The organism is Aeromonas sp. Marseille-Q5825 (assembly GCF_946892685.1).
GTDB lineage: Bacteria > Pseudomonadota > Gammaproteobacteria > Enterobacterales > Aeromonadaceae > Aeromonas > Aeromonas rivipollensis.
In genome coordinates this window covers 670,327-687,800 of the sequence record NZ_CAMPOU010000004.1, presented here as the reverse complement: position 1 = coordinate 687,800, position 17,474 = coordinate 670,327, and the positions used below count along the sequence as shown (strand labels likewise).

The following is a 17,474-nucleotide window of genomic DNA, read 5'->3' as shown; positions in this document are numbered from 1 at the left end:
CCAATAAAAAGGGCGGAGCCTGGGCTCCGCCGATGTCTTGGGGATCAGGCGGTGGCCAGATCCAGCTTGCCGGCCGCCTGCTGGCGTTTGTAGACCAGCAGGGTCAGCACCACGGGCACCACTATGGCCACCAGCATGGCGACGGCGTAGATGGCCCAGTACTGGGGCTGGATGGAGAGGATGCCCGGCAGGCCGCCCACCCCGATGCCGTTGGCCATCACGCCGCTGAAGCCGCAGATGAGGGCCGCGAGGCTGGATCCCACCATGGCGCACAGCATGGGGAACTTGTACTTGAGGTTGATGCCGTACATGGCCGGCTCGGTCACGCCCAGGTAGGCGGAGATGGCGGCCGGGACCGAGATCTCCCGTTCGTTCTCCTTGCGGCTGATAAGGATGATACCGACGACCGCCGAGGCCTGGGCGATATTGGAGAGCGCGATCAGCGGCCAGATGGGGGTGCCACCCATGCTCTGCATCAGCTGCAGATCCACAGCGTTGGTGGTGTGGTGGATGCCGGTGATGACCAGGGGCGCATAGAGGAAGCCGAACAGGGCGGCGCCTATGGGGGCAAAGGACCCTGTCATGGCGGCCTTGGCGGCAAAGCCGACGCCCTCACCAATCCAGCGACCGAAGGGGCCGATGAAGGCGTGGGCCACTATCACCGCCAGCAGCAGGGAGATGAAGGGCACTATCACCAGGTAGAGGTAGGCCGGAATGATGCGCTTGAGGCTGGTTTCCACCCAGGCGAGGAAGACACCCGCCAGCAGGGCCGGAATGACCTGGGCCTGATAGCCCACCTTCTGGATGACGAAGAGGCCGAAGTCCCACACTTCCGGGGTTTGCTGACCTATGCCGTAGGCGTTCATCAGTTGCGGCGAAACGAGGGTGATACCCAGCACTATGCCGAGGATCTCGGATCCCCCCATCTTCTTCACCGCAGACCAGCAGACGCCTACCGGCAGGAAGTGGAAGATGGCCTCACCCAGCAGCCAGAGGAAGGCGTGCACCTGGGCCCAGAACTGGCTGATCTCCACCAGGGTATGGGTCCCGTCGTCGAACATCTTGATGTCGCCGATGACGTTGCGAAAGCCCAGGATCAGGCCGCCGGTGATGATGGCGGGCAGCAGGGGCACGAAGATCTCCGCCAGGTGGGAGATGCCGCGCTCCAGCGGATTCATGTTGTGGCGGGCCGCCTGCTTGGCGGCATCCTTGCTGGCGCCGCTCACCCCTATCTCCTCGGTGAGCGCCTTGTACCACTGATCCACCTCGTTGCCGATCACCACCTGGAACTGACCGCCCTGGGTGAAGCTGCCCTTCACCGCCGGTATGGTCTCGATGGCCTTGGGATCGGCCTTGGCCGGATCGGCCAGCACGAACCTGAGCCGGGTCAGGCAGTGGCTGACTGTGGTGATGTTGTCCTTGCCGCCGATCCGTTCGATCAGCTGTGCCAGATGCTGTGTGTTGACTTTTGACATGAGCCTTCCCTCTGTGACTCGATGAATAATGGTCGTTTCTTTGCCGGCTGGCCAATGACCGCCCGCTTATTGGTATCGTTCCCAATCAGCATGAAGCCAGCGGCCTTCATCAGCAATGGGAACGTTCCCAATTCGTGGCGGTGGTCACAAAAAGTGCAAAACGCCGGTAATGAGAGGAAAAGATAGACTACAGGGGCTGACAGGGGGCTATGGTGGCTCTGGGGGCCTGGCCCTCTTCAATCTGGTCTAGCAGCTGTCTGGCGGCCAGAATGCCGGCATCCTTGTAGCCGAAATCCAGATTGAGGGCGTTGGCAAACAGGAAGGTAAGCATGGGGTTGCTGCCGAGGCCACTGACCAGGATGTCGGTGCGCCCCTGCTCCTGCAGGTATTTGGCGGCGCCTATGGCCAGGGTGTCGCTGGCACAGACCAGCGCCTGGGTGCTGGGGGTGACCAGCTCGGCCGCCAGCCGGTAGCCGCTGTGCAGGCTGAGATCCCCGAGGGCGCTGTGGGGCGTGCGGCCCAGCGCCTCGCAGTAGTCGAGATAGGCCTGGTGACGGCGCAGGCCAGTGGTGAGATCGCTGCGCTCGACCCCCAGATAGGCCACCTGGTCTATCCCCAGCCCCCTGAGGTGCTCGAGCACGGCTCGCACCGCACCCTCGTCATCGTAACAAACGGAGGAGAACCCGGGGTGCTCGCGCACCATCAGCACCAGCTTCTCCTTGAGCGGCGCCATGGCGGCGTAGTCCAGATCGTTGAAGGCAAACAGAATGATGCCGTCCACCCCGCGCCGCTCCAGCACGGCCAGGTGTTCGCTCACCTTGGCGGGGGAGAACTTGCTCTCCATCAGCACGGCGTCGTAGCCGCGGGCGTAGAGGGTCTCCAGCATGCCGCGCACCGCCTGGTTTTCCGAGCTGGAGTCGAGGCGTGACACCACTATGCCTATCACCTGCTGGCTCTGGCTGCGCATGGCCCGGGCCGACTTGCTCGGCACGAAGTCGTGCTGGGCGATCACCGCCTCGACCCTGGCTCTGGTCTGGGCGTTGACCTTGGGATCCTGATTGAGCACCCGGGAGACGGTCGACTTGCCGACCCCGCTCAGGCGGGCGATATCGAGGATGGTCAGTTTCTTTTCCATGGGGGATCCGTGACAGGGGAGGGCGACAACCGGGATGCAGACATTGTTGTGATTAAGTCCTGTGAATACAAGCCCATGGCGTTAGAATGCCAATTTGCCCAGGCGACTCCCCCGCCATTGCACAGGACGCGCATCATGGATCTGTTGGCAAGTCTGCACTTCTCCCTCTCCATCACTGGCCCCATCTGCCTGGTACTGGTGCTCGGGATCTGGCTCAAGCGGCTCGGTCTCTTGCCCGACAGTTTCGTCGAGTCCGCCTCCCGACTGGTGTTTCAGGTCACCTTGCCTGCCTTGCTGTTCCTCAGCATGGTGCGCACCGACTTTTCCACCATGCCGAGCCCCTGGCTCATCCTCTACGGCCTGCTCGGCACTTTGGCCGGTTTCCTGGTGCTCGAGCTGCTGGCTGCCCGCTTCATCCCCGAGCGGCGTCTGCGCGGCATCTTCGTGCAGGGCAGCTTTCGCGGCAACATGGGGATCATGGGGCTGGCCTATGTGCAGAACGCCTACGGCCCCGAGGGCATAGGGGCCGCCGCCCTGCTGGTGGGCTCCATCACTGTGCTCTACAACATCCTGGCGGTGATCACCCTGACCCGCAGCCTGGGGGGCGGAAAAGGGATCAAACCCATCCTCAAGGGGATCGTCAGAAACCCCCTCATCATCGCCATACTGGCGGCCCTGCCGTTCGGCCTGCTTGGCATAGAGCTGCCCCAGCTGGTGATCACCACGGGCAACTACTTCGCCAGCATGACGCTGCCGCTGGCGCTGCTCTGCACCGGCGCCAGCCTCAACCTCAAGGCCCTGCGCGGTGGCGCCATGCTGACCGGCTGGGCCACCGCCAACCGCCTGTTCTGCATTCCGGTGCTGCTGGTGCTGGGGGCCTGGGCGCTCGGTTTCAGTCCCCAGGCCCTCGGCATCCTCTTCCTCATCAGCTCCACCCCCACCGCCGCCGCCAGCTATGTGATGACCCGCGCCATGGGGGGCGACAGCGCCCTGGCGGCGAACATCATCGCCACCACCACCCTGGGTTCGCTCGTCACCACCAGCCTGGGGGCGGCCCTGATGAACTATCTGGGGTTGATGGGGTAAGACACTGTCGCCATGTGACGGCCCGGCCATGGGGTGCACATTGGCTGCGAGCCTCATTGCCACCATCCCCCTGAGTTCGCTCGCCACCACTGGCCTGGGGGTTGAACAGCCTATCGCTCGAGCCCCGGCTCTCAGCTGCGTTCACGCTCCTGCTCCAGCACCATTTTTTCATGGGCCAGGAAGAAGGGGCGGTAGAGCACATAGCTGTTGAGGATGCAGACCAGGCTCATCAGGCCATTGCTCCAACTGCCGTTGGCCGCCCAGGCGGCACCGAGAGGAGAGGGCATTGACCAGGGCAGCAGGGCGATGAACTTGTCGAGAAACCCCCACTGGGTCAGCTGCCAGGCGAGTACGGCGTTGATCAGGGGGACGCCGATGAAGGGCAGGAAGAACAGCGGATTCATGATGATGGGAAAACCGAACAGCAGCGGCTCATTGATGTTGAACATCGAGGGTATGAAACCCAGCTTGCCCACCGACTGAATCGAGTGAGAGCGACTGCGCATGGCCATGAACACCAGTGGCAAGGTAGTCCCAATCCCCCCGATCAACAGGTAGTAGTCCCAGAACCCTTGCAGGAAAATATGGGGCAGGGGCTCTCCCGCCATCAGCGCGGCCTGGTTGGCGCTCACCCCGGCCATCCAGAAGGGTGACAGCAATCCGGTCACTATCAGGGCGCCGTGGATCCCCATGAACCAGAGCAGATGGGCGATCAGCAGGGTGATCAGCAGGGCGGGCAGGGTGTCGGCCCCCACGATCAGGGGCCGGAACAGGGCGGCCATGAAGTCCGGCAGACTGATCCCGAACTGCTGCTTCAACCAGAGCCGCAACAGGCTCAGCGACAGCATGATGAACAGCAGCGGCACTATCAGCTGAAAGCCCCGCCTCGTCATCACCGGCACCTCGTCCGGCATCTGGATGTACCAGCCCCGGCGATAGAAGAACCGGGTCACCTCCACCGAGTAGAACGCCATCAGCAGGGCCGTGAAGATCCCGGCTCCCCCCAGATAGCCAAACACCCCGGGTTGCAGCGAGCGAAAGTCGATCAGCATCAGGAAGGCCATGCAGCCCCCCAGGCCGCACAGGCGCTCCGGCATTTCGTATGCCTTGGCGAGGCTGGACGCCGCCCCGAAGGCGATGATCAGCGCCACCAACCCCAGGGTGTGGGAGTAGACGGGAAACAGGAAAGGATGCAGCGCCCGCGCCAGCCAGTGCAGCCACTGTCCGAAGGCGTGCGGCGTGTCGGGGGCTATGGGAGGATAGAGGATAGGGACCAGCAGGCTGCCGACGATGACGAAGGGCATGGCCAGCTGAAAACCATCGCGCAAGGAGAGCACATGGCGACTGCGGGTCAGCCAGTTGGCAAACGGTACCATGCGCTGCTCTATCATGCCGACCAGCATTGCCATCCATTGCAGATTCATCACGTTATTCGGTTCCTTGTCATCCTGATACCCCTTGTCATCACGGGGCTTGGACGCCATTTTGACGGCTTTGTGGTTTTGTTTCCGTAATATCCGCGACCATTTTGCCATTTCATTACCTCGCTCACACTTCCCGACCCCTTGAACCGGAAAAAGCCGATCCTTCTCACACATCAATGGATTTACTTTGGAAACCGGTTTCCAAGGTAAATCCATTCGATCCAGAATGCGCCATCCGTTATGAACGTCTGGAGAATCGGGAAATGAAAAAAATCATGTTGTGCTGCTCTTCCGGCATGTCCACCAGCCTGCTGGTCAAGAAGATGAAAGAGGAGGCGGACAAGCGGGGATTGGACGCCGAGATACAGGCCTTCGGTGCGGCAGAGTTCGATCTGCAGATGCCCCACTACCAGGTGGTGCTGCTGGGGCCCCAGGTCAAATACATGCAGGCCGAACTGCAGCAGCGAGCGGCGGCTCATGGCGTGCCTGTCGACACCATCAACATGATGGATTACGGCATGCAACGGGGTGACAAGGTCCTCGACCACGCCCTCACCCTGATCGGCTGATGCGCAGACCCCAACCAGTGAATGTCACAAGGAAACCTTCATGAACACCCTTTACGAGCACTTTGTCAGTACCATAGAGAACCGGGTCAGCCCGCTGGCCGGCCGGATCGGCCAGCAGAAATACGTGCAGGCGATCCGTGACGGCTTCATCGCCGCCTTGCCCTTCATGATCGTCGGCAGCTTCATGCTGGTGTTCATCTTCCCCCCCTTCTCGCCCCAGACCCAATGGGGATTTGCCCGTGCCTGGCTCGACTTCTCGTCGACCTATCAGTCCCAGTTGCTGCTGCCGTTCCAGTTGAGCATGGGGCTGATGACCCTGTTCATCTCGGTGGGAATTGGTGCCAGCCTGGCGCGGCAGAACGGTCTGGACCCCGTCACCACAGGCCTGCTCTGCCTGATGTCCTTCATGCTGGTGGCCGCCCCCGTCAAGGATGGTGCCATCTCCATGCAGTATTTCTCCGGCCAGGGGATCTTCACGGCCCTGATCACCGCCATCTATGCGGCCGAGGTCTATGCCTTCCTCAAGCGCAACAACATCACCATCAAGTTGCCGCCCCAGGTCCCGACGGGGGTCGCCCGCTCCTTCGAGGTGCTGGTCCCGGTGCTGGTGATCATCCTGACCCTGCACCCGCTCAACCTGATCCTGGAGAGCACCACCGGCATGATACTGCCGGAGGCCATCATGTCTCTGGTCAAGCCGCTGGTGGCTGCCTCCGATTCCCTGCCTGCCATGTTGCTGGCGGTGCTGGTATGCCAGGTGCTCTGGTTCGCGGGGATCCACGGTGCCCTGATTGTCACCGGCATCATGAACCCGTTCTGGATGGCCAATCTGGCCAACAACCAGGCCGCCATGGCGGCGGGTGAGGCGCTGCCCCACATCTTCCTGCAGGGCTTCTGGGATCACTACCTGTTGATCGGTGGCGTCGGCTCCACCCTGCCGCTGGCCTTCCTGCTGCTGCGCAGCAAGGCCGCCCACCTGAGATCCATCGGCAAGATGGGCGTGGTACCTGGCCTGTTCAACATCAACGAACCCATCCTGTTCGGTGCGCCCATAGTGATGAATCCGGTGTTCTTCCTGCCTTTCATCCTGGTGCCCATGATCAACGCCACTCTGGCCTGGTTTGCCCTGGATATAGGTCTGGTGGAGCGGGTTGTCTCTCTCACTCCCTGGACCACCCCTGGCCCCATCGGCGCCTCCTGGGCTGCCAACTGGGCCATCAGCCCCATGGTGCTGAGCCTGCTCTGCATGTGCTCCGCCGCTGCCATGTATTACCCCTTCCTGAAAGCCTATGAGCGCACCCTGCTCAAACAGGAAGAGCAGGAAGAGAGTCCGAAAACGCCGGAGCTGGCCGCCGCCACCCGTTGATTGCCTGCCGGGGCCGCCTGGCGGCCTCTTTTTTCAAGCTTGGAGTAACACGAGATGCAATACCTTTTTCCTGAACAGTTCTGGTGGGGCAGCGCCTCCTCCGCCGCCCAGGCGGAAGGCGCCAGCCTCCAGGGCGGCAAGGCACCAACCATCTGGGATCACTGGTTCGAGCAGTCCCCCAACCGTTTCCATCAGCAGATAGGGCCGGCGCAGACCTCAGGTTTTTATGAGCATTTTCGCGATGACATCCGTCTGCTGAAGCAGCTTGGTCACAACAGCTTCCGCACCTCCATCGCCTGGTCCAGGCTGATCCCGGCTGGCCGGGGAGAGCCCAACCCAGAGGCCGTCGCCTTCTACGACGCCATGCTCGACGAGCTCAAGGCCGAGGGGATAGAGCCCTTCATCTGCCTGTTCCATTTCGACATGCCCATGAGCATGCAGGCGCTGGGGGGCTGGGAAAGCCGGGAAGTGATTGAGGCTTACGCCGAGTTTGCCGAGACCTGCTTCAGGCTGTTCGGGGGCAAGGTCAAACACTGGTTCACCTTCAACGAACCCATAGTGCCGGTGGAGGGGGGTTACCTCTACGACTTCCACTATCCGAACGTGGTGGACTTTCGCCGCGCCGCCACCGTGGCCTATCACACCATGCTGGCCCACGCCAAGGCGGTGCAGCGTTACCGGGTGCTCGGCCAGGATGGTCAGATCGGCATCATCCTGAATCTGACCCCTTCCTATCCGCGCTCGCAACACCCGGCGGATCTGAAGGCGGCCAAGATTGCGGATCTGATGTTCAACCGCAGCTTCCTGGATCCGGCGGTCAAGGGGGAATACCCCGCCGAGCTGGTCGAGCTGCTGCGGGAATACGATCAGCTGCCGGCCTGCGAGCCGGGCGATGCCGCCCTGCTGGCGGCCGGCAAGATCGACCTGCTGGGGGTCAACTACTACCAGCCGCGCCGGGTCAAGGCGCGCAGCCACGCGGTCAATCCCGCCAGCCCCTTCATGCCGGAGTGGTTCTTCGACTACTACGAGATGCCGGGGCGCAAGATGAACCCGCACCGGGGCTGGGAGATCTACGAGCAGGGGATCTACGACATCCTGGTCAATCTGCGCGACCACTACGGCAACATCCCGAGCTACATCTCCGAGAACGGCATGGGGGTGGAGGGGGAGGCCAGGTTCAAGGGCGAGGACGGCCAGATCCAGGATGACTACCGCATCGGCTTCATCCGGGATCACCTCATCTGGCTGCACAAGGGGCTGTCGGAGGGCTGTCAGTGCCGGGGCTATCACCTCTGGACCTTCATCGACAACTGGTCGTGGAGCAATGCCTACAAGAACCGTTACGGCTTCATCGAGCTGGAGCTGGAGAGCCAGACCCGGCGCATCAAGAAGAGCGGCCAGTGGTTTGCCACCGCCGCCCGTGAGAATGGCTTCGACTGATTATTCCGTCACTTGACCCCTATAAAGAGCGCCAGCCCCAGGGCCGGCGCCCATCACCAAGGAGTGTGTATGTTCGATCTGGAAGAGACCGTCATGGGTCTTATCATCAATGCCGGCATGAGCCGCAGCCTCTGTTTCGAGGCGCTGCGTCAGGCCAGGGCCGGCCAGTTTGCGGAGGCCGATGACCTGCTGCGTCAGGCCGCCGAGGCGGCCAATGCGGCCCACGGGGTACAGACCAGGCTGATCGAGGCGGATGAAGGGGAGGGCAAGATCCCGGTCACGCTGATCCTGGTCCACGCCCAGGACCACCTGATGACCGCCATGTTGGCCCGGGAGCTGGTCACCGAGCTCATCGAGCTGCATCGCAAGCTGGCTGCCTGAGGAAGACGATCATGTTGCGACTCGGACTCGACATCGGGGGAACCAAGATCGAGGCTCAACTGCTCGATGGCCAGGGTGTCAGCCTGCTGCGCAGGCGGATCGCGACCCCGACCACGGGGTACGGCGATTTCCTGGCGGCCATCACAGATCTGGTGAGGGAGATACGGCAGGCGATGGACAGCGCCTTCACCATCGGCATCGGGCTGCCCGGGGCAATCGACCCGCAGACGGGTCGCATCAAGAATGCCAACTGTCTGTTTCTCAACGGACAGGACCTCAAGCAAGACTTGACCCAGGCCCTGGGCCAGCCGGTCTGGCTCGCCAATGACGCCGACTGTTTCGCACTCTCGGAGGCCGTCGACGGGGCGGGAGAGACGGGCAGGATGGTGTTTGGCATCATCCTCGGCACCGGCTGTGGTGGCGGCTTGGTGGTCAATCGCCAGCTCGTCGTCGGTCCCAACGCCATCACCGGGGAGTGGGGTCACAATCCGCTGCCCGGTTATGACCCGGCGCTTGATGGCCCAACCCAGCCCTGTTACTGCGGGCGCAGCAACTGCATCGAGCGGTTCGTCTCCGGGACAGGATTTGCCGGTCGTTTCGTGGAGCGTCATGGCCGCGGGTTGTCGCCGCTTGGGATCATCACGGCCGCCGCCGAGGGGGATGTGGAGGCCGAGGTCCACTATGACCACTTCATCCAGGCCCTGGCCCGCAGCGTCGCCAGCCTGATCAATGTGCTGGACCCGGATGTCATCGTACTGGGGGGCGGCCTCTCCAACATCGCCTCCCTCTATCGTGATCTGCCCGCGGCAGTGATTCCCTACCTGTTCTCGGCGCAGTGCCTCACCCCCATAGTGCCTGCCCGCTACGGGGACAGCAGCGGGGTACGCGGCGCCGCCTGGCTGCCGAGCTGCGTCGAAGGAGCCACCACATGGGCCATCTGAGCCTTGGCCGAGGAGAGAGCGCCGACTCGCCTGCCCCGGCGGGCTATGCCTGCCGGGGGCTGAGACACTGCCTCGGGCCCTAGTCCCCCACCCGATTTGATCCATGCCCTTTGCCCCACATTGCGTCGCGATGGGGGAAAGGCATGCCCGAATTTGTCCTCCCTTCGGGGGGACAGATAAATAAGTACTTGTTTATCAAAAACATAAAACTCAAGGAATGATAATAATGAAACTGACAAACCTGTCCGCCCAGCTCCTTGCCATCCTGGCCCTGAGCACCCCTTTCATGGCCAGCGCCGTGGTGGAGACCAACACGGACTTCGGGCGCCTGAGCCTGGGGGGCGATGCGGAGATCAACCTGAACGCGTCCAATACCACCCGTGGCAACGTGCTGGGTCAAACCAGCGAGACCCGCACCGATCGCTGGGACGAGGATGGTCGCCTGCTGCTGAACTTCCTCGGGGTACGGGAGCTGGAAGATGGTCGCTATGGCCAGATCCAGATCCAGCCCACCATAGGCACCAATGGCGGTGCCGGTGCCGATGATGCGTATCTGGGGTTCGGCCAGCGCAGCAACTGGGGGATGAAGGTCGGCCGTTTCGAGGCCTACGACATGTTCCCGCTGGGTCAGGACATCTTTGTCGAGCATTCCGGTGACAGCGCCAACGACCTCTACTCAGATGGCAATGGCTATGTTTACATGCTCAAGGAGGGCCGTGGCCGGGCAGGCAAGGGGGGTCAGCTGCTGCTCAACAAGGAGGCGGGCAACTGGTATCTGGAGCTCTCCACCCTGATCGGAGATCGCACCAATCTGTTTGCAGGCCAGCAATACCACGGCTATGCGCTGACCAAGGCCAAAGACTCCATCATAGTGCGTCCCGTCATCGCCTGGAAAGGTGAAAACCTGAAAGTCGCCCTGGGGGCCGAGGGCAATGTGATCAGCGACGCCATCGTCACCAGCGACGACGTCTCGGTGTCCGATCGCATGGGTTATGGCCTCACCACCAGCTGGACCCAGGATGCCCTGGTCATCAATGCCAACCTGGCCCGCATGGATGCCGAGGCTGAAACCGATACCACCCTGGGCGCCAACCTGCTCTGGCACAATGCCGGCCTGGGTTACGTCTACGCCATCAACGACATCAGCAGCGCCAATCTGAACAACACCAGCGCCGACTTCAGCAAGATGATCGGCAAGCACAGCATCAACACCGTCTACGCCTCCTACAAGATCCCGAGCGTGCTGGATCTCAGCAACTTCGATATCTATCTGGGAGCCTACTGGTCCCAGCTGAATGTCGACAGCGGCGAGGTGGACAACATGGATCGCTACGGTGGCCGGGTGCGTTTCAAATATTTCTTCTGATGGAAGCCAGGTTGGCAGAGGGGGGCAAGGGCCCCCCTTTTCCATTGGTCAGGCTGCCGGGCCTTACCGGAGGTCGCTGGCCTGTGCTAGGATGGAGGCCTGTTAACCGGTTACCGTTGATGAAGCCATGGCCAATATTACCGATGTGTCGCGCCTCGCGAATGTGTCTAAAGCCACCGTTTCCCGCGTCCTGAGCGGCTCGCGCGGCGTGCGTGAAGAGAGCCGGTTGGCCGTGCTGCAAGCCGCCGAGCAGCTGAATTTCCGACCCAATGCCACGGCCCGCTCCCTGGCGACCCAGGCGACGGATTGTGTGGGCATCATCCTCTCCCCCCAGCTTGGCAATCGTCTGGCCAGCATGCTGCCGCTGCTGGAAGGGGCGTTGGCCAAGACGGGCAAGAGCATGCTGGTGCGCTTTGCCGACGAGGCGCAGCAACAGCAGCTGGCGGTCGATGAACTGCTGGGAGGGCGTTGTGACGGCGTCCTGGTCCTCGGTACCAAGCAACCTCTGAATCCGGACCCGCGCCTCATTCAGCTCGATGGGGTGAGCGACACCGGCAACCTCAATCTCAGCTATGACCTGACCTTTGCCACCGAGAGCGCCTGTCGCTTCCTGCTCGGCAAGGGTCATCGCCAGCTGGTGCTGATGCTGGATGACAAACTATCCCCAGCCGGAAAGAGCGCCATCCAGGGTTATCAGCAGGCACTTCAGCAGCAATCCCTGCCCTATAACAGCCAGCTGGTGATCGACGGTACCGACAACCAGCAGGCGCTGCTCGGCTTGCTCAATCGCTACCTGCCCTTCACCGCGCTGGTGGTGCAGCAAGATGCCCAGGCTGCCGACGCCATGCGGCTGTTGCGCGAGTTCAACCTCCATATCCCTCAGGATGTCTCCGTCATCAGCTTGGAAGGCTCCTCCCTGGCGAGCCAGCTGACCCCACCGCTGACCTGCATCGAATACCCGAGTGAGCGGCTGGCCCAGGAGAGCGTGCGGGTGTTGCAAGCACAGCTGGCGCAGAGTCTGCGACCAGCCGATGAGCAGCAGAAATTCCAGGGACGCCTGGTGGTGCGTGAATCCGTGGTGGCCCGCTAGGGCTTGACCTTGCCGCGGGCGTCAGCTTTAGGCTGGGAACACATCCACAGAGGAGAGATCCCATGACCATAGAACTCACCGTCTCCGGCATGTCCTGCGGTGGCTGCGCCGCCAGCCTGCAGAAGGCACTGCTGGCCCAGAGTGCTGTCAGCCAGGCCCGGGTCGATTTTGGCAGCCGCAAGGCCGTCATCGAGAGCGAACTGAGCAAGGGCGAGTTGATCGCGCTGATCGAAGCCAAAGGATTCAGTGCGGAGTGATTTATCCCTATATGGGTAAAAATCAGACCAATATTCTGTTTACTTGTTTTTATTGTTGAGAGTGATCACTTAAAAACGATTTAAATTGGATGAAAATGCTGCAGTCAACTAACCCAAAAGGATTGCAGCATGACTCACCCTATCCGCAAGACCCTGCTCGCCGTCGTCCTCGGCATGACCCTATCCCCCCTGGCCATGGCCCTGCCGCAGGTTCATATTCTGGCGACCGGTGGCACCATAGCCGGTGCGGGGCAGTCCGCCACCCAATCCAACTATGAGGCAGGCAAGGTGGCCATCGAGACCCTGATCGCCGCCGTGCCCGAGATGAAGAACGTGGCCGAGGTGCAGGGGGAGCAGGTGGTCAAGATCGGCTCCCAGGACATGAACGACGAGGTGTGGCTCAAGCTTGCCAAGCGGGTCAACGAACTGCTGGCCAAGGATGACGTGGATGGCATCGTCATCACCCACGGCACCGACACCATGGAAGAGACCGCCTACTTCCTCAACCTCACCGTCAAGAGCGACAAACCGGTGGTGCTGGTCGGTGCCATGCGCCCCTCCACCGCCATGAGTGCCGATGGCCCGCTCAACCTCTACAACGCCGTGGTCACCGCCTCGGACCCCAGCTCCAAGGGACGTGGCGTCATGGTCGCCATGAACGATACTGTGCTGGACGCCCGGGACGTCACCAAGACCAACACCACAGGGGTGCAGACCTTTGCCGCCCCCAACTTCGGCCCGCTCGGCTACATCCACAACGGCAAGATCGACTACCAGCGCAGCCCGGCCCGCCTGCACACCAGCAAGACGCCGTTCGACGTGAGCAAGCTCGACAAGCTGCCGCAGGTGGGCATCGTCTACAACTATGCCAACGCCACCGATCTGCCGGCCAAGGCCATGGTGGATGCCAAGTTTGACGGCATCGTCAGCGCCGGGGTGGGTAACGGCAACCTCTACCACACACTGTTCGACACTCTGGCCAAGGCGAGCAAGGACGGCATCCGCGTGGTGCGCTCCGCCCGTGTGCCGACCGGCGCCACCACCCTGGATGCCGAGATCGATGATGCCAAGTACGGCTTCGTGGCCGCCGGCACCCTGAACCCGCAGAAGGCGCGCATCCTCCTGATGCTCTCCCTGACCCAGAGCAAGGATCCGGCCCAGATCCAGCGCTGGTTCCAGCAGTTCTGATCCCGGGGCTCAACCCGCGAACCTAACCCCATGAACAAAGGGCAGGATCAGATCCTGCCCTTTCTTATGACGCCATGTTCAGATGCCAGGTGTCCTCAGCTCACCATCAGCCAGCCGCAGAAACCCAGGTACACCACACCTATGCAGGCCAGTCTGCCCGCCGTCATCCGTCCACGGCTGAAGCCCCACCACAGCAGTACCACCGCCAGCAGGGCCACCAGCGAAGAGACCATCATGGTGCTGTCGAGCAACCAGGGGGTGAACAGCAGGCAGAATGCCTTGGGGATCGTGCCCTGGATCATCATGGCGCCGGAGATATTGGCCAGCGCCAGCCGGTATTTGCCCTGACGCACCCAGATCAGCACATTCATCAGCTCCGGCATCTCGGTCGCCACCGGGCTCAGTAACAGGGCCGCCAGCACGGGGGAGAGGCCAAACAGCTCGCCCATGCTCTCCAGCTGATGGACGAACAGCTGGGCCGCCAGCGCCACCACCACCAGGGCCCCCAGGGTCTGCAGCAGCACCTTGCGAAGGGCCGGGATCCCGGCTTTGGGATCCAGCTTGAGTGGCTCTGGCAACGGGGTCTCGTGGCTGTCGGTCTGTTTCAGCTCGCGCCGCACATAGACCAGATACACCAGCACGAACAGCGGGGCCAGCCAGGTTTTGCCGGTGAAGGCCACCATGCCGAGGGCCACCGCCACCAGGAAGATACCGACAAACCAGGCCTGATCCCGACCAGTCTCTCGCTGCACCTCGCCATCGATGGCCCTGTGTTCAGGGCTCATGCACAGCAGCAGGGTCAGGCCGACGGCGGCATAGCCTATGGTGGAGAGCACCAGGGGGCCACCGAGGGCGGCGCCTATCCCAATCTGTTGCTGGGCGGGGGCATCCCCCATCAGCAGCGCGGTCAGGGTAACTATGCATTCGGGCAAGGCAGTGCCTAGGGCCGCCAACAGGGAGCCGGTGGCACTCTGGGAGAACTTGAGGTGATGGCCGGTCCATTCGATGCCGTTGACGAAATATTCGCAGGCCAGGTAGATGGTGACGGCAGAGAGCAGAAATAACAGCAGGGTGATCAGCATAATAGGCAACCGCCAGGCGAGCAGAACAACCGATGGACCCGATACGGCTCGCCCGGCTGGCTTGCGTATCGAGGCCAAAGGTCTTGCAGGGCGATAGATGCTATCGCCGCCCATGCCATGGATCTGATGATCCAAGAATGTTGACATGAGCCCTGCCCGGATCACGGGCGGGTTGCTACTCCCCAATGACAGTGCGGGATTTTTACCAAGAGATGGGTTGCCCCACAAGGAAAATGGCGGCTCGTCCCCCCGGCAACTTGTAAGGGGATGTAACCTTGGCACCGACCAACCCCATCAGTTCTGCACTCCTGGATCCAGATCCCGCCCACAGGATCCTCGCCTTGGCACAGGGATTGCTATGAGTTGACTACTGTCCACATTGACTTGGGAAGGGTGAACGATGAAACGGTGGATCCAACATTTTTACCAGCTGAATCGCCTCAACTGGCTGATGGTCTGGCTGCTGCTCTGCTGCAGCATCATATTGCTGTTCCCGGCCGGGCTGATGAAAGGCGCCGTCAGTCAGTGGGCCACGGCTCACGCCGCCTGGCTGGGGGTCGGCATGCTGATTGCCATCTCCTACTTCTGCAGCCAGGGTTTCCTGATCGCCTGGGAATGGGCCTGTGACGAGTGGCAATCCCGCCGTCAACAGGATCAGCTGGCCCAGATGATAGGCTTCCTCGACTTCAACGAGAAGGCGGTGCTGCGCGAGTTCGTGCTGCAACGGAAAAGCGTCATAAACCTGCCGATCACCGAGCCTGCCGTCAAAAACCTGATGGATGCCGGGGTGCTGACCTATGCCTATGGCAAGCCGGTACGAGAGAAAGAGGACGAAAACCAGATCCGCGCCCTGATGATTGCGCTGCCGGCACGGCCGCTGCTGACCTACAAGGTGCTGGGGCTGTCGCGCGGCAAGATGAGCGACGAGCAGGTGGAGCAGATCATGAACGCCAGACCCAAGTTCGCCCAGAAGAGTTTCCAGCGCTGAGCCGCCACCATCCTTCAGACAAAAGAGCCGGACACTGTCCGGCTCTTTGCTATCTGGTTGGGGTTACTCGGTTCTTGCCTTGAGATAACCGGCGTAGTCGGGCACCTGTACGCTGAATGCCTGCTGCATGTGCGGGCTGTCCATGATGAAGTCCGCGGTCGCTTCGTTGGTGGCGACCGGGATGTTCCAGACAGCCGCGAGGCGCAGCAGCGCCTTTACGTCCGGATCGTGCGCCGCGGCATTGAGGGGATCCCAGAAGAAGATCATCACGTCGATCCTGCCCTCGGCAATCAGGGCGCCGAGCTGCTGATCGCCGCCCATGGGGCCGGAGAAGAGGCAGGTGATGGGCAGCTGCGCCTTCTTGCCGAGCAGGGTGCCCGTGGTGCCGGTCGCATAGAGGTGGTGGAGCTTGAGCTCCTCCTTGCGGCGCAGCACCCAGTTCAGCAATGGGGTCTTCATGTTGTCGTGAGCCACCAGGGCCACCCGCTTGTGGGGGGCCATCTCACGTGCAATCAGTTCCATGGAAATCATCCGTAGCAAAGTGATGGGAATAGGGCCGTATCCTAATCGAAAGCGGCGTGCGCTGCTCTGCCCTGCATCGTAACTGTGATCACTGCAATGGTTCAATCCGGCTTGGGGTGTGCCTCGTTCGCCTGATCCGGCGGTGTGCCCCGTGCCGTGAAGGGGGTTGGCGGACTTAGGGAAACACCCCGGTTGGCCAGCTGCCTGGCAGAGAGTAATGCCCGTATGTTTCAATTGCATGCCTTGGCTTCAAGATGGTGGCCCAGAAAAAACCCGCCTTGGCGGGTTGGGGACAGATCTTAATGGCATCCGCACTCAGGATGATTCGCTATGAAGCTGGGATTGCTGATAGTTTTCCAGGCCGATGCGAGCGATGAGGTCCAGCTGGGTTTCCAGCCAGTCGACGTGCTCCTCCTCGTCTTCCAGGATCTCCTGGAACAGGTCACGGCTGACGTAATCATGGACGGACTCTGCATAGGTGATGGCCACTTTCAGGTCGGGAATGGCATCCATTTCCAGTGACAGATCGCAGCGCAACATCTCTTCGACTGTCTCACCGATACGCAGCTTGCCCAGATCCTGCAAGTTGGGCAGTCCTTCCAGAAACAGCACACGCTTGACCAGCTCGTCGGCATGTTTCATCTCATCGATGGACTCATGATATTCCTTGTGCCCGAGCCCCTTGAGGCCCCAGTCATCGTAGATGCGGGCATGCAGGAAATATTGGTTGATGGCAACCAGCTCATTGGCCAGCACCTTGTTGAGGTGGGCAATGATTTTGGGATCTCCTTTCATCGACATTACTCCTCGTGTTCGAGCCTAGGGCACCGATCACTAGAGCGTAGTCGAGAAAAATGACCATAAGAAGAAGGCGAATCGGCTCCCCTGACAGGGGGAGCATCCGCTCGATGAGGTGAGGGTCGGGAAGAGGTGCTTCAGGCCACTTCGTAATAAAGGGGCACCTGCTCCGACTCCATCTTGTCGATCTCGGTGGCGATGATCTCCATCGCCATGCGCACGCATTTACCACATTGGGCACCGACTTCCAGCGATTGTTTCAGCTGTCTGAACTCGGTCTTGCCTGCCTGTACCGCCTTGCGGATCTGGTTATCTGTGATGCCGCGGCACAAACACACGTACATAATAGTGGACCTCATGCTGGAA

General features: G+C 61.5%; 18 protein-coding genes and 1 riboswitch. Of the genes, 11 read left to right on the top strand and 7 right to left on the bottom strand.

Going from position 1 to position 17,474, the window contains the following annotated elements; all coding sequences use genetic code 11:
- Positions 1-44 precede the first annotated feature (44 nt).
- A complete protein-coding gene (gene treB, locus OC537_RS13850; RefSeq protein WP_005323487.1) occupies positions 45-1,475 on the bottom strand; it encodes a PTS trehalose transporter subunit IIBC in 1,431 nt (476 codons plus the stop codon).
- A gap of 187 nt (positions 1,476-1,662) precedes the next feature.
- Positions 1,663-2,610: a trehalose operon repressor TreR gene (gene treR, locus OC537_RS13845; RefSeq protein WP_106885687.1), complete on the bottom strand. Its 948-nt coding sequence runs from the start codon at positions 2,608-2,610 to the stop codon at positions 1,663-1,665.
- A gap of 135 nt (positions 2,611-2,745) precedes the next feature.
- Between treR and OC537_RS13840 the strand changes: the two genes are divergently transcribed.
- The gene (locus tag OC537_RS13840) at positions 2,746-3,696 is read left to right on the top strand and encodes an AEC family transporter (protein WP_106885688.1); all 951 of its coding nucleotides are present in this window, start codon (positions 2,746-2,748) and stop codon (positions 3,694-3,696) included.
- Positions 3,697-3,827: 131 nt separating this feature from the next.
- Here the strand turns inward: OC537_RS13840 and OC537_RS13835 are convergent, their stop codons facing one another.
- Positions 3,828-5,120 carry a PTS sugar transporter subunit IIC gene (locus tag OC537_RS13835; RefSeq protein WP_106885689.1) on the bottom strand — a complete coding sequence of 431 codons (1,293 nt, stop codon included), beginning with the start codon at positions 5,118-5,120 and terminating at the stop codon, positions 3,828-3,830.
- A 263-nt stretch (positions 5,121-5,383) separates the two neighbouring features.
- Between OC537_RS13835 and OC537_RS13830 the strand changes: the two genes are divergently transcribed.
- From OC537_RS13830 to ansB, 9 genes are all read left to right on the top strand, one after another.
- Positions 5,384-5,689 (top strand): PTS sugar transporter subunit IIB, encoded by a 306-nt coding sequence (locus OC537_RS13830; protein ID WP_041204936.1) that lies wholly within the window; start codon positions 5,384-5,386, stop codon positions 5,687-5,689.
- A 40-nt stretch (positions 5,690-5,729) separates the two neighbouring features.
- Positions 5,730-7,055, top strand: a complete 1,326-nt coding sequence (locus tag OC537_RS13825) for a PTS sugar transporter subunit IIC (protein ID WP_262112041.1) — start codon at positions 5,730-5,732, stop codon at positions 7,053-7,055.
- A 54-nt stretch (positions 7,056-7,109) separates the two neighbouring features.
- Positions 7,110-8,495, top strand: a complete 1,386-nt coding sequence (locus OC537_RS13820; protein WP_262112039.1) for a glycoside hydrolase family 1 protein — start codon at positions 7,110-7,112, stop codon at positions 8,493-8,495.
- 69 nt (positions 8,496-8,564) lie between these two features.
- Positions 8,565-8,876, top strand: a complete 312-nt coding sequence (gene chbA / locus OC537_RS13815; protein ID WP_106885692.1) for a PTS N,N'-diacetylchitobiose transporter subunit IIA — start codon at positions 8,565-8,567, stop codon at positions 8,874-8,876.
- Positions 8,877-8,887: 11 nt separating this feature from the next.
- Positions 8,888-9,817 (top strand): ROK family protein, encoded by a 930-nt coding sequence (locus OC537_RS13810; protein ID WP_262112036.1) that lies wholly within the window; start codon positions 8,888-8,890, stop codon positions 9,815-9,817.
- Positions 9,818-10,043: 226 nt separating this feature from the next.
- Positions 10,044-11,183, top strand: a complete 1,140-nt coding sequence (locus tag OC537_RS13805; RefSeq protein ID WP_168235880.1) for a carbohydrate porin — start codon at positions 10,044-10,046, stop codon at positions 11,181-11,183.
- A 127-nt stretch (positions 11,184-11,310) separates the two neighbouring features.
- Positions 11,311-12,273 (top strand): LacI family DNA-binding transcriptional regulator, encoded by a 963-nt coding sequence (locus OC537_RS13800; RefSeq protein WP_106885695.1) that lies wholly within the window; start codon positions 11,311-11,313, stop codon positions 12,271-12,273.
- A 62-nt stretch (positions 12,274-12,335) separates the two neighbouring features.
- A complete protein-coding gene (locus tag OC537_RS13795; protein WP_106885696.1) occupies positions 12,336-12,530 on the top strand; it encodes a heavy-metal-associated domain-containing protein in 195 nt (64 codons plus the stop codon).
- 129 nt (positions 12,531-12,659) lie between these two features.
- Positions 12,660-13,718 (top strand): L-asparaginase 2, encoded by a 1,059-nt coding sequence (ansB, locus tag OC537_RS13790; protein ID WP_163137572.1) that lies wholly within the window; start codon positions 12,660-12,662, stop codon positions 13,716-13,718.
- Positions 13,719-13,813: 95 nt separating this feature from the next.
- On the opposite strand, the gene OC537_RS13785 is transcribed toward ansB, so the two are convergent.
- Complete coding sequence (locus OC537_RS13785) at positions 13,814-14,800, bottom strand: sodium:calcium antiporter (protein WP_262112028.1); 987 nt, start codon at positions 14,798-14,800, stop codon at positions 13,814-13,816.
- A gap of 4 nt (positions 14,801-14,804) precedes the next feature.
- Positions 14,805-14,996, bottom strand: a riboswitch (yybP-ykoY riboswitch).
- A 204-nt stretch (positions 14,997-15,200) separates the two neighbouring features.
- Here OC537_RS13785 and OC537_RS13780 point away from each other — a divergent pair.
- Positions 15,201-15,788: a superinfection exclusion B family protein gene (locus OC537_RS13780; RefSeq protein ID WP_025328396.1), complete on the top strand. Its 588-nt coding sequence runs from the start codon at positions 15,201-15,203 to the stop codon at positions 15,786-15,788.
- Positions 15,789-15,851: 63 nt separating this feature from the next.
- Here OC537_RS13780 and OC537_RS13775 read toward each other — a convergent pair whose 3' ends face one another.
- The 3 genes from OC537_RS13775 to OC537_RS13765 form a co-directional block, all read right to left on the bottom strand.
- The gene (locus OC537_RS13775) at positions 15,852-16,310 is read right to left on the bottom strand and encodes a methylglyoxal synthase (protein WP_162520173.1); all 459 of its coding nucleotides are present in this window, start codon (positions 16,308-16,310) and stop codon (positions 15,852-15,854) included.
- Between the two features lie 315 nt (positions 16,311-16,625).
- Positions 16,626-17,105 (bottom strand): bacterioferritin, encoded by a 480-nt coding sequence (gene bfr, locus OC537_RS13770; protein ID WP_262112025.1) that lies wholly within the window; start codon positions 17,103-17,105, stop codon positions 16,626-16,628.
- Between the two features lie 140 nt (positions 17,106-17,245).
- Positions 17,246-17,452, bottom strand: coding sequence for a bacterioferritin-associated ferredoxin (locus OC537_RS13765; RefSeq protein WP_262112023.1), 207 nt, complete (start codon positions 17,450-17,452; stop codon positions 17,246-17,248).
- Positions 17,453-17,474: the final 22 nt, after the last annotated feature.

Excerpts from the sequence above, each read along its gene's own strand:
- treB (WP_005323487.1), bottom strand. The coding sequence starts at position 1,475 with ATGTCAAAAGTCAACACACAGCATCTGGCACAGCTGATCGAACGGATC.
- treR (WP_106885687.1), bottom strand. The coding sequence starts at position 2,610 with ATGGAAAAGAAACTGACCATCCTCGATATCGCCCGCCTGAGCGGGGTC.
- OC537_RS13840 (WP_106885688.1), top strand. The coding sequence starts at position 2,746 with ATGGATCTGTTGGCAAGTCTGCACTTCTCCCTCTCCATCACTGGCCCC.
- OC537_RS13835 (WP_106885689.1), bottom strand. The coding sequence starts at position 5,120 with ATGAATCTGCAATGGATGGCAATGCTGGTCGGCATGATAGAGCAGCGC.
- OC537_RS13830 (WP_041204936.1), top strand. The coding sequence starts at position 5,384 with ATGAAAAAAATCATGTTGTGCTGCTCTTCCGGCATGTCCACCAGCCTG.
- OC537_RS13825 (WP_262112041.1), top strand. The coding sequence starts at position 5,730 with ATGAACACCCTTTACGAGCACTTTGTCAGTACCATAGAGAACCGGGTC.
- OC537_RS13820 (WP_262112039.1), top strand. The coding sequence starts at position 7,110 with ATGCAATACCTTTTTCCTGAACAGTTCTGGTGGGGCAGCGCCTCCTCC.
- chbA (WP_106885692.1), top strand. The coding sequence starts at position 8,565 with ATGTTCGATCTGGAAGAGACCGTCATGGGTCTTATCATCAATGCCGGC.
- OC537_RS13810 (WP_262112036.1), top strand. The coding sequence starts at position 8,888 with ATGTTGCGACTCGGACTCGACATCGGGGGAACCAAGATCGAGGCTCAA.
- OC537_RS13805 (WP_168235880.1), top strand. The coding sequence starts at position 10,044 with ATGAAACTGACAAACCTGTCCGCCCAGCTCCTTGCCATCCTGGCCCTG.
- OC537_RS13800 (WP_106885695.1), top strand. The coding sequence starts at position 11,311 with ATGGCCAATATTACCGATGTGTCGCGCCTCGCGAATGTGTCTAAAGCC.
- OC537_RS13795 (WP_106885696.1), top strand. The coding sequence starts at position 12,336 with ATGACCATAGAACTCACCGTCTCCGGCATGTCCTGCGGTGGCTGCGCC.
- ansB (WP_163137572.1), top strand. The coding sequence starts at position 12,660 with ATGACTCACCCTATCCGCAAGACCCTGCTCGCCGTCGTCCTCGGCATG.
- OC537_RS13785 (WP_262112028.1), bottom strand. The coding sequence starts at position 14,800 with ATGCTGATCACCCTGCTGTTATTTCTGCTCTCTGCCGTCACCATCTAC.
- OC537_RS13780 (WP_025328396.1), top strand. The coding sequence starts at position 15,201 with ATGAAACGGTGGATCCAACATTTTTACCAGCTGAATCGCCTCAACTGG.
- OC537_RS13775 (WP_162520173.1), bottom strand. The coding sequence starts at position 16,310 with ATGGAACTGATTGCACGTGAGATGGCCCCCCACAAGCGGGTGGCCCTG.
- bfr (WP_262112025.1), bottom strand. The coding sequence starts at position 17,105 with ATGAAAGGAGATCCCAAAATCATTGCCCACCTCAACAAGGTGCTGGCC.
- OC537_RS13765 (WP_262112023.1), bottom strand. The coding sequence starts at position 17,452 with ATGTACGTGTGTTTGTGCCGCGGCATCACAGATAACCAGATCCGCAAG.